The organism is Sciscionella sediminilitoris (assembly GCF_000737195.2).
Taxonomy (GTDB): Bacteria; Actinomycetota; Actinomycetes; order Mycobacteriales; family Pseudonocardiaceae; genus Sciscionella; species Sciscionella sediminilitoris.
Genome location: NZ_JALM01000019.1, coordinates 72151 through 86789, shown reverse-complemented (window position 1 = coordinate 86789; position 14639 = coordinate 72151). Strand labels below are relative to the sequence as shown.

Below are 14639 nucleotides of genomic sequence, written 5' to 3'. Positions count from 1 at the left end.
CGCGGCGAGCAGTTCGTCCTCGAGGCCGTCCTTCTCCCGGTGTGGCTTGCCCAGCACGTGGTCGCGCTCGGTCTCCAGCTGCGCGGCGAGCTCGAGCAGCACCGGAACCGAGGGCAGGAAGATCGAGGCGGTCTCCCCCTGTTTGCGGGCGCGCACGAACCGCCCGATCGCCTGCGCGAAGAACAGCGGGGTCGATGCGGAGGTGGCGTACACCCCGACAGCGAGCCGCGGCACGTCCACCCCCTCGGAGACCATCCGCACCGCGATCAGCCAGCGCTCCTCGGAGGCGGCGAACTCGGCGATCTTGCGCGAGGCCCCCGGATCGTCGGAGAGCACGACGACCGGTTCGTTCCCGGTCTCGCGCTCGAGCACCCGCGCGTAGCCCTTCGCCGTCTCGTGGTCCGAGGCGATGACCAGTCCGCCCGCATCGGCCATGCCATCGGCGCGCAGCTGGGAGAGGCGGCGGTCGGCGGCCTGCAGCACCGAGGGGATCCACTCCCCGGACGGGTCCAGCGCGGTGCGCCAGGCGCGCGCGGTCTGTTCCACGGTCAGCGGCTCGCCGAGCCGGGCGCTGAACTCCTCACCGGCCGAGGTGCGCCAGGACGCCTCGCCCGAATAGGCCAGGAACACCACCGGCCGCACCACGCCGTCGGCCAGCGCGTCCGAGTAGTTGTAGGAGTGATCGGCCTTGGACCGCTGGTGCCCTTCCGCGTCCTCCTCGTAGGTCACGAACGGGATCGCCGAGTCGTCCGAGCGGAACGGGGTTCCGGTGAGCCCGAGCCTGCGCACCGCGGGCAGGAACGCCTCCCGCGTCGCGTCCCCCCAGGACTTGGCGTCCCCGCTGTGGTGGATCTCGTCCAGGATCACCAGCGTCTTGCGGCGCTCGGTGCGCACCCGGTGCTTGGCCGGATGCATGGAGACCTGCGCGTAGGTGACCGCGACCCCCTGGTAGTCCGAGGAGGTCGAACCCGTCGAGTTGGTGAACCGGGAGTCGATGGCGATCCCCGCGGCCGCGGCCGCCGCGGCCCACTGGTGCTTGAGGTGCTCGGTCGGGGTCACGATGGTGATCTGGTCGACGGTGCGATCGGCGAGCAGTTCGGCCGCCACCCGCAGGCCGAACGTGGTCTTACCGGCACCGGGTGTGGCGACGGCGAGGAAGTCCTTGGGCTTCTCGGTGAGGTAACGGGTGAGCGCGCGGCGCTGCCACGCACGCAACGGCTGACGGCTCTGCTGGGTCTGCTCCCCGGCTTCGGTCGACGCGGACGTCACGTACTCGCTGCTCCTTCCCACCCGGCACGGTCCCGGCTCCCAATCCAACACTCCCGGGCCGTGGTCACAAGGGCTCCCTCGGGTCCTCGAACGCTACCGCGATGGCGCGCGAACACCGCCACGACAAGGAAACACCCCGTCCTCGCGGCCGTCGGTCAGTTTATCGGACCCGCCCGGTCCGGTCAGTGCGCGACGCGCCACATGCGCGGGTCGCCGCGCGGACGCGAAGGCGATACACCATGCTAGGGGTGTCATGGGTACGGCGGAGGCGAACACCGGAAAGCAGCGGTACGGGAAACGGGCACCGCTGCTGCTCGTGCGCCGCACCCTGCTCAACGTCTGGCACGGCAACATCTTCTCCGAGGCGGCCAAGGCGGCGTTCTGGCAGACACTCTCGCTGCCCCCACTGCTGCTCGGTGTGCTCGGCAGCCTCGGCCTGCTCGGCAAGTGGGTGGGCAGGCAGGTGGTCACCGACGTCGAGAGCACCATCATCAACCTCGCCGACAAGGTGTTCACGCAGAACGTGGTCACCACGATCATCAAGCCGACCGTCGAGCAGATCCTGACCACCGCGCAGGGCGAGGTGGCCTCGGTCGGTTTCCTGATCTCGCTGTGGGCCGGTTCCTCGGCGATGGCCGCCTTCGTCGACTCGATCACCTCGGCCTACGGGCAGTACGGGGTGCGCAACGACGTCTGGCAGCGTATTTACGCCCTGCTGCTCTATCTCGCCGCCCTGATCGTGGTCATCGTGGGGCTGCCGATCATCGCGCTCGGACCGACCTATCTGCCCTCGGTGTTCCCCAACGCCTGGTCGAAGAACATCTCCGAACTGGTCGGCATCTTCTACTACCCGGTGATCGCGCTGCTGCTGGCGCTCGCGCTGACCACGCTCTACAAGCTCGCGCTCCCCCGCAAGCTGCCGTGGCACCGCGGGCTGCCCGGAGCGGTGCTCGCCATGGTGATCGTGCTGCTCGCCTCGATCGGGCTGCGCATCTACATCTCGATCATCACGCGCACCGGGTACAGCTACGGGGCACTCGCCGCCCCGATCGCGTTCCTGCTGTTCACCTTCTTCATCGGGATCGCCATCGTCGCGGGCGCCAACCTGAACGCGGCCATCCAGACACTATGGCCCGCGAAGCCGTCCCGGCGCAGCCGCAAGCGCTGGAAGCGGCTCGCGGACTACGAGCGGGTACAGGACACCGAGGTGCTGGACGCGCGCGGCACGGGCCCGGACGCGGAAACAGCCGAGGTCGCGGACCCGGACGACGGCGAGCGGGAGCCCGGCACGGACCAGGCCCCGCAGGACCCGGCCGCCCCGGGCACCGAGACGGCCGAGTTCGCGACTCAGCCGTCCGAGCCGTCGTCACCGCCGCGCGGCATACCTTCATAGATCCGCTTGCACTCGGGACAGACCGGGGAGTTCGGCTTCGGTGACTTGGTCACCGGGAAGACCTCGCCACACAGCGCCACGACATGGCTGCCCATGACCGCGCTCTCGGCGATGCTGTCCTTGCGGACGTAGTGGAACATCTTCGGCGTGTCATCGCCGGTCGTCTCGGTACCTTCCGGCCGAGTATCGGTGTCCGGCAAGACCTGGGTAGGCGTACTCACGCCCTCAATGATGCCTCACCCGGCACCGGCCGTGCTCAGTCCTGCCGTCCTTCGATGGTCTGCCGCTCGGCCGCCTCGAGCCGGTTGCCCGGTTCGTGGCTGTAGCGGTTGACGTCCTCGCTCTTGCGCGGCGGCCGGTCGTTGGCCATCAGCACCGCGATCCACGGCAGCGGCACGGACAGCACCACGAACCCGATCGCGAGCCACCAGGTGTGATAGAAGAGCGCGGCGAGAATGAGGCACGGGAACCGCAACCCCATGGTCAGCATGTACCGCCGTTTACGGTGCGCGAGCTCCTCGTCGTAGGAGGGTTTCGCCTCGGTGATCAACACAGGGGTGTCGGCTTCCTCGCTGCGTTTCACGACACCACCTCTCTTGTCGCGGCCCCGCCGTCATTCTCCCACCGCCCACAAGCGCCGTCGAAGGAGGAGTCCCATGCGCGCGGTCACCGCCCGGGTCAAGCACGCCGCCGTCGAGGTCGAGGGTGCCGTCGTCGGCGCGATCGAGGAACCGGGCCTGCTCGTCCTGCTCGGGGCCGCGGTGACCGACACCGAGGTGAGCGCGGACACGATGGCGCGCAAACTGCACGAGCTGCGCATCCTGGACGGGGAACAGTCCTGTGCGAGCGCGGGCGCACCGCTGCTCGTGGTCAGCCAGTTCACCCTCTACGGGGATACGCGCAAGGGCCGTCGCCCCTCGTGGAGCGCCGCCGCCCGCCCGGAACAGGCCGAGCCGCTGGTGACCCGGGTGATCGAGCAACTGCGGGCCAGGGGCGCGCACGTGGCCACCGGCCGGTTCGGCGCGCAGATGACCGTACACAGCGCGAACGACGGTCCGTTCACCGTTCTGGTCGAAACCGAGTGAGCGCCGCCGACGTGGTGCGGCTCTCAGCGAAACCGGTACTGAATCGCACAACCTTGTGACGGATACGACGTCTCCCTAAGTGAAAGCGCCGGGAACGATTTGGCAACCACCGGCGTTGATCCCAGTGACAAGCAAAGCAGCGCCATACACGACACGTGAAACGGCCGCCACGCACACAATGCGGAAGCGCCGTTGCCGCGATGGTGCACGCACTCAGTCCCTTGGGGAGGGAGCACCATGACCGTCCCAGCCACAATCGACTCCACTCCGAGCGTCGAAGCCGAAATCGACAACCAGAGCCCGGCGGCCGACCTCGTTCGAGTCTACCTGAACGGCATCGGAAAAACCGCGCTGCTGACCGCGCAGGACGAAGTCGAGCTCGCCAAGCGCATCGAGGCCGGTGTGTTCGCCGCGCACATGCTCGACACCGAAGAGGGCATTTCCGCTGCTCGGCGCGGGGAACTGCGGCTGCTCGTGCGCGACGGGGAGCGAGCGAAGCACCACCTGCTCGAGGCCAACCTGCGGCTGGTCGTCTCGCTCGCCAAGCGCTACACCGGACGGGGAATGCCGCTGCTCGACCTGATCCAGGAGGGCAACCTCGGCCTGATCCGCGCGGTGGAGAAGTTCGACTACGCCAAGGGCTTCAAGTTCTCCACCTACGCGACCTGGTGGATCCGGCAGGCGATCACCAGGGGCATGGCCGATCAGGGCCGCACCATCCGCCTCCCGGTGCACCTCGTCGAGCAGGTGAACAAGATCGCCAGGATCAAGCGCGACCTGCACCAGCAGCTGGGCCGCGAGGCCACCAACGACGAGATCGCTGCCGAGTCGGGCATCGCCGCGGCCAAGGTCGCCGATCTGCTCGACCACTCGCGTGACCCGGTCTCGCTGGACATGCCGGTCGGTTCCGAGGAGGACGCCCCGCTCGGCGACTTCATCGAGGACTCCGACTCCGGGGACGCGGAGAACGCGGTGATCTCCGGGCTGCTGCAGGACGATCTGCGGCGCGTGCTCGCCACCCTCGAGGAGCGGGAGCAGGCCGTGATCCGGATGCGCTACGGCCTCGGGGACGGACAGCCCAAGACCCTCGACCAGATCGGCAAGACCTTCGGTCTCTCCCGCGAGCGGGTGCGGCAGATCGAGCGAGAGGTCATGGCGAAACTGCGCCAGGGCGACCGCGCCGAGCGACTGCGCGCTTACGCCAGCTGAGCTGGGCAAACGATGCCCGCCGGGGAAGGGTTCCCCGGCGGGCATCGGCATTTCCGGGCGGCAATCACCCGATTGGCCGCTGGACATGTGACGACCGCCACGGGCATGGTCGTAGATGCGGTGTTACTTTCAGCGGTTACTCGATCGACGGTGAGTATCCGCGTTGCCACGGAAGGCCGGGACGGTTTCGGGGCCGACCCGGCCTTCCGAACGTCCGGGGGCCGATTCCCGGTGTGCGGTAGGTTGGACGTCCCCACTGGCCGATCCCACCACCGCAGACGAGGAAGCCCGCGTTGACCACCCCCGAATTCGACTTCACCGAGGTCCTGCCGCACGCCGCGGAGGACACCACCGAGTACCGGCTCGTGTCCGAGGACGGAGTGCGCCTCGTCGAAGCGGCGGGCCGGCGCTTCCTGGAGGTCGACCCCGAAGCGCTCACCCTGCTCGCCCGCACGGCGATCGGTGACATCCAGCACCTGCTCCGGCCGGGACATCTCGCCCAGCTGCGCTCGATCATCGAGGATCCCGAAGCGAGCGGGAACGACCGCTATGTCGCGACCGATCTGCTGCGCAACGCGGCCATCGCCGCCGGCGGGGTGCTGCCCATGTGCCAGGACACCGGGACCGCGATCGTGATCGGCAAGCGCACCGAGTCCGTGCTCACCGGCGGTGCCGACGAGCGGGCACTGGCCCGCGGGGTCTTCGACGCCTACCAGGAGCTGAACCTGCGCTACTCGCAGCAGGCGCCGCTGTCCTTCTGGGAGGAGCGCAACACCAAGAGCAATCTGCCCGCGCAGATCGAGCTGTACCACGCGGACGGGGAGGAACCCTCGTACGAGTTCCTGTTCCTGGCCAAGGGCGGCGGTTCGGCGAACAAGACCTTCCTGTTCCAGGCGACCCCCGCACTGCTGCACCCGGACAAGCTCGCCGGATTCCTCGAGGAGAAACTGCGCGCGATCGGCACCTCCGCCTGTCCCCCGTATCACCTCGCGATCGTGGTCGGCGGCATGTCGGCCGAGTTCACCCTCAAGACCGCCAAGCTCGCCTCGGCCCGCGCGCTGGACGATCTGCCGACCCAGGGGTCACCGTCCGGGCACGGGATCCGCGATACGGACCTCGAGGCCCAGGTGCTCGAGATGACCAGGCAGTTCGGCATCGGTGCCCAGTTCGGCGGCAAGTACTTCTGCCACGATGTGCGGGTGATCCGGTTGCCCCGGCACGGCGCCTCGCTGCCGATCGGGATCGCGGTCTCCTGCTCGGCGGACCGCCAGGCCAAGGCCAAGATCACCCGGGATGGTGTGTTCCTCGAGCAGCTCGAACGCGATCCGGCGCGGTTCCTGCCGGAAGTGGGATCCGAGGAACTCTCCGCGGACGTGGTACACATCGATCTGAACCAGCCCATGTCCGACATCCGCGCGCAATTGTCCGAACTCCCGGTGAAAACGCGGGTCTCGCTTTCCGGTCCGATGATCGTCGCCCGGGACATCGCGCACGCGAAAATCGCCGAGCGCCTGGACGCCGGTGAACCGATGCCGGATTATTTCCGCGACCATCCCGTTTATTACGCGGGACCGGCGAAAACCCCGGAAGGTTACGCCTCCGGTTCGTTCGGTCCGACGACCGCGGGACGCATGGATTCCTATGTGGACCGTTTCCAGGCGGCTGGCGGCTCATTCGTCATGCTGGCCAAGGGAAATCGCTCGAAACAGGTCGTGGACGCCTGCGCCGAACACGGCGGTTTCTACCTGGGTTCGATCGGCGGACCGGCCGCCAAGATCGCCCAGGACTGCGTCACCGCGCTCGAGGTACTCGAATATCCGGAACTGGGTATGGAAGCGGTCTGGAAAATCCAGGTCGAGAATTTCCCCGCGTTCGTCGTCGTGGACGACAAGGGAAACGATTTCTTCGCCGAGACCCTCGAACCGGTACTGCAGATCGCCTTCCGCAGTTAACCGGGCCGTTTCCCGGCGACGCTGCGCGCGGACAGTTCGACCACCCGGTCCCCGAGGGGTTCGGCGAGCCGCACGGTCAGTTCCGGGGTGCGCAGGTCCATCGTGCACAACGGCCGCCCGGGCGGGCGGCTCTCGGTGAACAGTACGTGCACCGAATCGGCGTCCTGCCTGGTCACCGCGGCGCTCACGTGCGAGCAGCCGCCTTCCTTGCCGCGCACCAGCAGGGTGCGCCCCTCGTCGCGGATTCCGACGGTGCGCGGGTAGTCCCTGGGCAGCGCGCTCGCGTCGAGCTGCGCGGCGGGTAACGGACCGGTGCGCGTGCGCGCGTGGTGCCGCGGTGTCCCGCACGCGGTGGCCAGCAGGAGCACCGCGAGCAGGACCGCGGCCGCTCTCATGGCGCGGCGAACCGCGCGGCGAGCCGGTCGAGGGAGGCCTCGACCGCCTTCCGGTTCTGTTCGGGCCAGCCGACCAGTGGGTAGAGCCGTCCCACCGGGGTGGTCGAGTAGTCGAAGGTCTCGGTGACCAGGGTCGTTCCGTCCTCGTTCGGCGCCAGTTCCCAGCGCCAGCGGTGCCCGGCGAAGTGCCGCCACGCGATGCACCGGCCCTCCTCGAACTCGACGACCGTGTTGCTGATCCGGTACGGGACCCCGAACATGCGCATGTCCATGCCGAACTTGGCGCCGAGCCGCAGTCGCTGGGCGGCGCCGCGCGCCCGCAGGACCATGCCGGAGCCGTCGATCTCGCTGTGCCGCGCCGGATCGGTCAGCAGCGCGAAGATGTCCTCGGGTTTCGCGGCGACCGTGCGCGCGGCCGTGACAGTACGTCCAGTCATGGAAGCACAGGCTACTCGTTAGTACGGTACGAGCCCAGCCTTCGTGGTCCCTCGTCCGCGGCCAGTTCCGGAAGGCCGAGGATGATCCGGCCACGCGCCACCCGCGCGCCCTGCGCGGTCACGATCACCGGATCCAGCAGCAGCGAGCGCACCTGCGGCAGGTCCTCGGCGAGCGCGCTGCAGCGCAGGGCCAGTTCCTCGAGCGCGGCGGTGTCCACCGGTTTGCGGCCCCGCCAGCCGGTCAGCAGCGGGGCGGTGCGCGGTGCCCGGATGAGCCAGCGCGCGTCCACATCGGAGAGCGGGACGGCACGGTAGGCCCGGTCACCGACCAGATCGGAGACGGGACCGGAAAGACCGAAGGCCAGCACCGAACCGAACGAGGGATCGTCCTGCACACTGAACAGGCAGGAGTGCCCGCGCGGGGCCATCCGCTGCACGTAGAGCTGCCCGTCGGCCCCGGTCTCGCGCAGCGAACGGTAGGCGGCGCGCAGGTCCGCGGCCCCGGTGATGTCGAGGCGCACATCGGCGAGTTCGGCCAGCGGCACCTCACCGAAGGCCGCCTGTTTGAGCACGACCGGATAACCGAGCTCGGCCGCAGCCTGCTCGGCCTCCTGCTCGGTGCCGACCACCCGGTAGGGCTCGATCTCGATGCCATAGGCGGCCAGCAGGTCCTGGGCCCGCTGCTCGGACAGTTCGGTCTCGGCCGCATCGGATTCGGCGAGCGCGGAGTGCACGATGCCCGCCCCGGCATCGGTGTCGATCCCTGCCGGGCGCAGGTGTTCCCCGCGCGGCTGCTCGCGCCAGCGCGCGTAGGTGTTCGCCCGCACCAGCGCCCGGGTCGCGCGCTCCGGGCTCGGATACGAGGGGATGGAGCCGACCGCCCCGTCCCCGATGGCCAGTTGCTCGGGCATCCCCTCCGCGCCCACGAAGGTGGACACGATCGGTTTGACCTTCGCCTGTTCGGTCTCGTCGACCACGGTGCGCAGGGCGGCGGCGTACGCGGCGGTGGGGATCGCGATCGGCGGCACGAACACCACCACGAGCGCGTCCACCTGTTCGTCGGCCAGGACCGAGCGGACCGCCTCGGCGAAGTCCTCCGGGGTCGGCTGCGCCCCGGTGTCGATGGGCTCGCGGGCCAGCTCCAGGCCACCGTCGCGCGCGGTGTCCGCGGCAAGCACCCCGATCGCGGTCGAGTTCCCGACCACGGCGAGCCGGTTGCCGCGCGGCAACGGCTGGTTGGCCAGCAGCAGCGCGGTGTCGAACAGCTGCGCGATCGTCTCCACCCGGATCACGCCCGCCTGTTCGAACAGCCGCGCCACACCGGCGTCCTCCAGCGGCACCGAGGTCGGGGTGAGCGCCGGCCGGGTGGTGTGCCGCCCGGATTTCACCGCGATCACCGGCTTGTGCCTGGCCAGCCGCCGGGCCAGTCTGCCGAACTTGCGCGGGTTGCCGAACGATTCCAGATACAGCAGCACCACATCGGTTTCCGGATCGGTCTCCCAGTACTGCAGCAGATCGTTGCCGGAGACGTCGGCGCGGTTGCCCGCCGAGACGAACGTGGAGAGGCCGAGCCCGCGTTCGGCGGCATCGGCGAGGATCGCGGTGCCGAGCGCACCGGACTGGCAGAAGAAGCCGACCCTGCCGTGTGCGGGAAGGGTGGTCGCCAGGGTGGCGTTGAGCCGCAGCCGCGGGTCGGTGTTGATCACGCCGAGCGCGTTCGGGCCCACGACCCGCATGCCGTGCGCCCGCGCCTCGGCCACCATGCGGCGTTCCGCTTCCTTACCGCGCGGCCCGGCGTCGCTGAACCCGGAGGACACCACGACCAGCGTGGTCACCCCCTTCGCCAGGCAGGCGTCGAGCACCTCGTCCATCCCCGAGGCGGGCACCGCGACCACCGCGAGATCCACCGGATCGGGAATGTCCACCACCGAGGCGTATGCCCGCACCCCGCGCACCGAGGAGTGTTCCGAGTTCACCGGATAGACGGTGCCCGCGAAACTGGCCGAGAGCAGGTTCGTGAACACCACATAGCCGACCTTGGTCGGGTCCGCGGAAGCACCGATGACCGCGACCGCCCTGGGATGCAGCAGATTGTGCACGCTGCGCGCCTCCGCGGCCTGCTCGCGGGCGCGGGCCACCGAGATCGAGGCCTTGGTCGGATCGATGTCGAACTCCAGGTGCAGCACGCCTTCCTCGATCGCACGCGAGACCTGGTACCCGGCATCGCGGAACACCCGCACCATGGTCGCGTTCTCCGCGAGCACCTCGGCCACGAACCGGCGAAACCCGTTCTCCCGTGCGGCGGCGGCCAGGTGCTCGAGCAGGATGGAGCCGAGGCCGCGGCCCTGATGCGCGTCCGCGACCACGAAGGCCACCTCGGCGGAATCCCCGTCGTCCAGCCGTTCGTAGCGGCCGACCGAGATGATCTCCCCGCCGAGTGTCGCGACGAAGGCGACCCGGCCCGAGTGATCGACCGTGGTGAACCGGCGCAGATCCTTGTCCGGGATACGCGGATAGGGCCCGAAATAACGGAAGTAGCGGGTCCGCTCGGACAGTTTCGCGTGGAATTCGCGCAGTGCCTCGGCATCGTTCGGCACGATCGGTCGCATGTGGACGGTGCCGCCGTCGCTGAGGACGACATCCGCCTCCCAGTGCGCGGGGTAGATGTAGGCGCGGCGCAGGTCGTCCGGTGAGGATTCGGTGCTCATCTCCGCCTCCCCTCAATCCCGCGGATCGTCCGGTTCCAGGCCGTGCAGCGGGAACACCGCACGCCTGGTCTCCAGAATCGAGCCGTCCGTGGCATCCGAGACATCCCCGCCCCAGGCGAGGAAATCCGTGTCCGTCCGGTCGAACATCGCCTTGGGCAGCTCGATGCGCGGCGCGAGGCCACCGACGAAATCGCGCCAGCTCTCCGGAATCGCGGTGTCCTCGGGGATATCCCGGTCCAGCACGGTGGCCAGCAGATGCGTCCAGGACCGCGGCACCACCCGCACCAGCTGATAACCACCGCCACCGATGGCGAGCCACTTCCCTCCCGCATAGCGCCGGGCCAGTTCTCGCACGTTGCGGTAGATCGCCGCATGGCCGTCCACCGAAAGCGAAAGATCCGCGAGCGGATCCTCGGCGTGACTGTCCACTCCGCACTGCGAGACGATCAGTTGCGGCTCGAACTGTTCCAGCAGCGAGGGAACCACCGCGTGCCAGGCCCGCAGCCACGCCGGATCCCGGGTTCCCGGCGGCAGCGGCAGGTTCACCGCGTAGCCGTTTCCCTTGCCCGCGCCCAATTCCCGCGCGTACCCGGTACCCGGCCACAGGGTCCTCGGGTGCTGGTGCAGCGAGATCGTCAGCACCCGGGGATCCCCGTAGAAGGCCGCCTGCACCCCGTCGCCGTGGTGCACATCGGTGTCCAGATAAGCGATCCGATCGAATCCGTTGTCCAGCAGCCAGGAGATCGCGATCGCGCAGTCGTTGTACACACAGAACCCGGACGCGCGATCGGGCATGGCGTGGTGCAGGCCGCCCGCGATGTTCACCGCGCGCTCCGCGGCCCCGCTCGCGATCTGCTTCGCCGCCAGCAGCGTGCCACCGACGACCAGCGCGGAGGCCTCGTGCATATCGGGGAACACCGGATTGTCATCGGTACCGAGCCCGTGCGCGAGATCGGCGCCGAGCCCCGGTGCCTCCCGGACCGCGTCCAGGTATCCCTTCGCGTGCACCCGGAGCAGCTCGTCCTCCCCCGCCGCGCCGGGCACCAGCAACTCGACATCCTCGAGCACACCGAGTTCGGTGGCCAGCTTGATGGTCAACGCGAGGCGTACGGGGTTGAAGGGATGCATCTCACCGAGGTCGTAGGCGAGTAACGCCTTGTCCCACACTACGCTGCGCATATCCGCCAGCGTAACCGGTGAGACCGCGCTCAGGGAGCGACCTCGCCGCCTTCGTGTCCCTGGGCCACCTCGCGGCGCTCGTCGGCGCTCCACTGCGAGTAGGACCCCGGATACAGTGCCGGGCTCGCCCCGATCCCCGCGTGTTCCATCGCGAGCACCACCGAACAGGCGGTGACCCCGGAACCGCAGTACACCCCGACCTTCCCGGTGCCTGCCCCGAGCGCGGCGAAGTGTTCGGCCAGCTCCGATGCGTGACGCCAGCGCCCGTCCGGGCCGAGATGCGCGGACGCCGGGCTGTTGCGCGCGCCCGGGATGTGTCCGGGGCGAGCGTCCACGGGTTCCGTCTCCCCCAGGTAACGAGCCGGTGCGCGGGCATCGAGCAGCACCCCGGTTCCCGGGAGCTCCGCCGCCGCGTCCGCGTCGAGTACCGGCATCGAACCCGGTATGCCGGTGAAGTCCCCCGCCGCGGGGTGCGGGATGTCCGGGGTGAGCGGGCGCCGTTCGGCCTGCCAGGCCGCGAACCCGCCGTCGAGCACGGCCACCTGTTCGTGACCGAGCCAGCGCAACAGCCACCACACCCGGGCCGCCACCGAACCGTCCGCGTCGTCGTAGGCGATCACCTGGGTGTTCCCGCCGATCCCCGCCGCCCGGAACACCGCGACGAGCCGGTCCGGCTCCGGCAGCGGGTGACGGCCCCGCTCCGTGCTCGGCGGATCGGCCAGATCGGTGTCGATGTCGAGGAACACCGCGCCCGGGAGGTGCGCCCGTTCGTAGTCGGCGCGCCCCGGCGGGCCGGTCAGCCGCCAGCGCACATCCAGTACGACGGCCGCGCCGCCGTCGATGAGCTCCGCAGCCTCAGTAGTGGAAATCAACCCGCGCACCGCGTCATACTGTCATTTGTCCCGCTATGACTCCACCTGCCACCGCACCACGACCACGGCCGTCGCGAGCTTCGTCCGGCATGCCGCGGGAAGGCAGCGAGTCGTCGTGTCCCGGCGTGTCGGTGCCACCGACTACCATGGACACAGAAGTTAGGGGTAGCTGATGAATGATCTTGTGGACACCACGGAGATGTATCTCCGGACGATTTACGACCTCGAGGAAGAGGGGGTCGTCCCGCTGCGCGCCAGGATCGCGGAACGTCTCGAGCAGAGCGGGCCGACGGTGAGCCAGACTATCGCGCGGATGGAGCGCGACGGGCTCGTCCGGGTCGCGGGCGACCGGCATCTCGAGCTCACCGACGCCGGGCGCAGCCGGGCGGTCGCCGTCATGCGCAAGCATCGGCTCGCCGAACTGCTGCTCGTCGACGTGATCGGGCTCGAATGGGAGCAGGTTCACGCCGAAGCGTGCCGCTGGGAGCACGTGATGAGCGAGGCCGTGGAGCGCAAGCTGGTCAAACTGCTGGACAACCCGACTACCTCGCCATACGGGAACCCCATTCCGGGGCTCGCCGAGCTGGGGGTGGACATCGAGACCACGCCGGTCGAGTCGGGGCTCGTCCGGGTCGACGAGGTCGCCCGGCGCGGCGGCGGAAAGATCGAGGTCCGCCGGATCGCCGAACACGTGCAGCTCGACCCCGCGGTGATGAACGACCTCAAGAGCGTCGGGCTGCGGCCGGGTTCGATCGTGGATGTCGCGGGTGCGCACCCACAGGACGAGAAGATCGAGATCATCGGCGGTGGCACCCAGGTCCGGGTCGACGCCGACATCGCCCACGCCGTGTTCGCGCAGCCCCGTTGAGCGCGCGGCAGGACCTCGCCCCCGGGGCCGCCACGACGGCGGGCTCCGGTGTACCGGACCGCGCGGCGGCCTACTTCCGGCGAGTGCACGACAGGCAGGCCGACGGCGTCTGGTTCGCGCCCGGGCGGGTCAACCTCATCGGTGAGCACACCGACTACAACGACGGTTTCGTGCTGCCGTTCGCCCTGCCACACCGCATCGCGGTCGCCGCGGGCGCCCGGACCGACGGAGCACTGAGCCTGACCACGGTCGGTGACGACGGACGTCCGCAGCGCGCGCCCGCGGTCGATATCGCCACGGTCCGCCCCGGGGAACTGAGCGGGTGGGCGAGCTACCCGGCGGGTGTGGCCTGGGCACTGCGCGAGTACACCGAGGTCGACATCCGAGGTGGCGCCGACCTCGTCGTCACCGGGGATGTGCCGGCCGGGGCGGGCCTGTCCTCCTCGGCGGCGCTCGAGTGCTCGGTAGCCCTCGCACTACTCGGGCTCGCCGGGATCGACCCCGACTCGCACGAGACGCTGACCCGGCCCGCGCTCGCCAGGCTCGCTCAGCGCGCGGAGAACGAGTTCGTCGGCGCTCCGACCGGTGTCCTCGATCAGACGGCCTCCCTGTGTTGCATCGCGGACAACGTCCTGTTCCTCGATGTGCGTTCCGGCGAGAGCGAACAGGTCCCGTTCGGCCTCGCCGACCGGGGGCTCGCGGTGCTCGTGATCGACACCCGCGCGAGTCACCAGCACGCCGAGTCCGGCTACGGCGAGCGCAGGCGCGGGTGCGAGCGTGCGGCCGAGCTACTCGGCGTGCCCGCGCTGCGGGATGTCTCGCTCGCCGGACTCGAACCGAGCCTCGCCCGGCTCCCCGAGGAGCTCCGGCCGCTCGTCCGGCACGTGGTCACCGAGAACGACCGGGTGCTCTCCGTGGTCGAAGCACTGCGCGATGACGACCTCGAGGCGATCGGCCCCCTGCTCACGGCCTCGCACGTCAGCATGCGCGATGACTACCGCATCTCCTGCAGGGAACTCGATCTCGCCGTGGACGTCTCCCTCGCCGAAGGAGCGGCGGGTGCACGGATGACCGGTGGCGGATTCGGTGGCTCGGCGATCGCGCTCGTCCGGACCGAGTCACTCGAGCAGCACATGGCGGCGGTGCGCGCTGCCTTCGCCGCGGAGTCACTCGCCGAGCCGCGGATGTTCGTCGCGGTTCCCGCGCAGGGTGCGGGCCGGGATCAGCTCGCCGCGCGTTCGATGCCATAGTCTTCGGCACACAAGGCATCGA

The 14639-nt window shown here is 69.5% G+C and carries 14 protein-coding genes; 6 read left to right on the top strand and 8 right to left on the bottom strand.

Annotated elements, in window-relative coordinates; translation table 11 throughout:
- Positions 1-1269 (bottom strand): DEAD/DEAH box helicase (locus AD72_RS09990; protein ID WP_037345280.1); only part of this gene is annotated, 1269 nt, incomplete at its 3' end.
- Positions 1270-1522: 253 nt separating this feature from the next.
- On the opposite strand from AD72_RS09990, the gene AD72_RS09985 reads away from it, so the two are divergent.
- Positions 1523-2662, top strand: coding sequence for a YihY/virulence factor BrkB family protein (locus AD72_RS09985; protein WP_037345278.1), 1140 nt, complete (start codon positions 1523-1525; stop codon positions 2660-2662).
- Here the strand turns inward: AD72_RS09985 and AD72_RS09980 are convergent.
- A complete protein-coding gene (locus tag AD72_RS09980; RefSeq protein WP_031466165.1) occupies positions 2617-2892 on the bottom strand; it encodes a DUF3039 domain-containing protein in 276 nt (91 codons plus the stop codon). The two genes, AD72_RS09985 and AD72_RS09980, sit on opposite strands and share 46 nt — an antisense overlap.
- A 26-nt stretch (positions 2893-2918) precedes the next feature.
- A complete protein-coding gene (locus tag AD72_RS09975) occupies positions 2919-3245 on the bottom strand; it encodes a DUF3099 domain-containing protein (protein WP_031466164.1) in 327 nt (108 codons plus the stop codon).
- Positions 3246-3318: 73 nt separating this feature from the next.
- Here AD72_RS09975 and dtd point away from each other — a divergent pair, with 73 nt between their 5' ends.
- The 3 genes from dtd (at position 3319) to AD72_RS09960 (ending at position 6908) form a co-directional block, all read left to right on the top strand.
- Positions 3319-3747, top strand: a complete 429-nt coding sequence (dtd, locus tag AD72_RS09970) for a D-aminoacyl-tRNA deacylase (protein WP_031466163.1) — start codon at positions 3319-3321, stop codon at positions 3745-3747.
- Between the two features lie 237 nt (positions 3748-3984).
- Positions 3985-4956 (top strand): sigma-70 family RNA polymerase sigma factor, encoded by a 972-nt coding sequence (locus tag AD72_RS09965; protein ID WP_031466162.1) that lies wholly within the window; start codon positions 3985-3987, stop codon positions 4954-4956.
- A gap of 293 nt (positions 4957-5249) precedes the next feature.
- Entirely contained in the window at positions 5250-6908 is a 1659-nt protein-coding gene (locus AD72_RS09960; protein WP_031466161.1) for a fumarate hydratase, read from the top strand.
- Here AD72_RS09960 and AD72_RS09955 read toward each other — a convergent pair.
- From AD72_RS09955 to AD72_RS09935, 5 genes are read right to left on the bottom strand one after another with little or no spacing between them, the layout of a single operon-like run.
- The gene (locus AD72_RS09955) at positions 6905-7303 is read right to left on the bottom strand and encodes a hypothetical protein (RefSeq protein ID WP_051898377.1); all 399 of its coding nucleotides are present in this window, start codon (positions 7301-7303) and stop codon (positions 6905-6907) included. The two genes, AD72_RS09960 and AD72_RS09955, sit on opposite strands and share 4 nt — an antisense overlap.
- Complete coding sequence (locus AD72_RS09950; RefSeq protein WP_031466159.1) at positions 7300-7740, bottom strand: SRPBCC family protein; 441 nt, start codon at positions 7738-7740, stop codon at positions 7300-7302. Before AD72_RS09950 ends, AD72_RS09955 begins: the two co-directional genes overlap by 4 nt.
- Before the next feature lie 11 nt (positions 7741-7751).
- A complete protein-coding gene (locus AD72_RS09945) occupies positions 7752-10448 on the bottom strand; it encodes a bifunctional acetate--CoA ligase family protein/GNAT family N-acetyltransferase (RefSeq protein WP_031466158.1) in 2697 nt (898 codons plus the stop codon).
- 12 nt (positions 10449-10460) lie between these two features.
- Positions 10461-11627: an acetoin utilization protein AcuC gene (locus AD72_RS09940; RefSeq protein WP_031466157.1), complete on the bottom strand. Its 1167-nt coding sequence runs from the start codon at positions 11625-11627 to the stop codon at positions 10461-10463.
- Between the two features lie 29 nt (positions 11628-11656).
- The gene (locus AD72_RS09935; RefSeq protein ID WP_031466156.1) at positions 11657-12508 is read right to left on the bottom strand and encodes a sulfurtransferase; all 852 of its coding nucleotides are present in this window, start codon (positions 12506-12508) and stop codon (positions 11657-11659) included.
- A 163-nt stretch (positions 12509-12671) separates the two neighbouring features.
- Here AD72_RS09935 and AD72_RS09930 point away from each other — a divergent pair, with 163 nt between their 5' ends.
- Both AD72_RS09930 and galK read left to right on the top strand, forming a co-directional pair.
- Entirely contained in the window at positions 12672-13367 is a 696-nt protein-coding gene (locus AD72_RS09930) for an iron-dependent transcriptional repressor DtxR (RefSeq protein ID WP_031466155.1), read from the top strand.
- Positions 13364-14617 (top strand): galactokinase, encoded by a 1254-nt coding sequence (gene galK, locus AD72_RS09925; protein WP_037345274.1) that lies wholly within the window; start codon positions 13364-13366, stop codon positions 14615-14617. The genes AD72_RS09930 and galK overlap by 4 nt, the downstream gene beginning before the upstream one ends.
- Positions 14618-14639: the final 22 nt, after the last annotated feature.

Excerpts from the sequence above, each read along its gene's own strand:
- AD72_RS09950 (WP_031466159.1), bottom strand. The coding sequence starts at position 7,740 with ATGACTGGACGTACTGTCACGGCCGCGCGCACGGTCGCCGCGAAACCC.
- AD72_RS09985 (WP_037345278.1), top strand. The coding sequence starts at position 1,523 with ATGGGTACGGCGGAGGCGAACACCGGAAAGCAGCGGTACGGGAAACGG.
- dtd (WP_031466163.1), top strand. The coding sequence starts at position 3,319 with ATGCGCGCGGTCACCGCCCGGGTCAAGCACGCCGCCGTCGAGGTCGAG.
- AD72_RS09965 (WP_031466162.1), top strand. The coding sequence starts at position 3,985 with ATGACCGTCCCAGCCACAATCGACTCCACTCCGAGCGTCGAAGCCGAA.
- AD72_RS09955 (WP_051898377.1), bottom strand. The coding sequence starts at position 7,303 with ATGAGAGCGGCCGCGGTCCTGCTCGCGGTGCTCCTGCTGGCCACCGCG.
- AD72_RS09945 (WP_031466158.1), bottom strand. The coding sequence starts at position 10,448 with ATGAGCACCGAATCCTCACCGGACGACCTGCGCCGCGCCTACATCTAC.
- AD72_RS09930 (WP_031466155.1), top strand. The coding sequence starts at position 12,672 with ATGAATGATCTTGTGGACACCACGGAGATGTATCTCCGGACGATTTAC.
- AD72_RS09940 (WP_031466157.1), bottom strand. The coding sequence starts at position 11,627 with ATGCGCAGCGTAGTGTGGGACAAGGCGTTACTCGCCTACGACCTCGGT.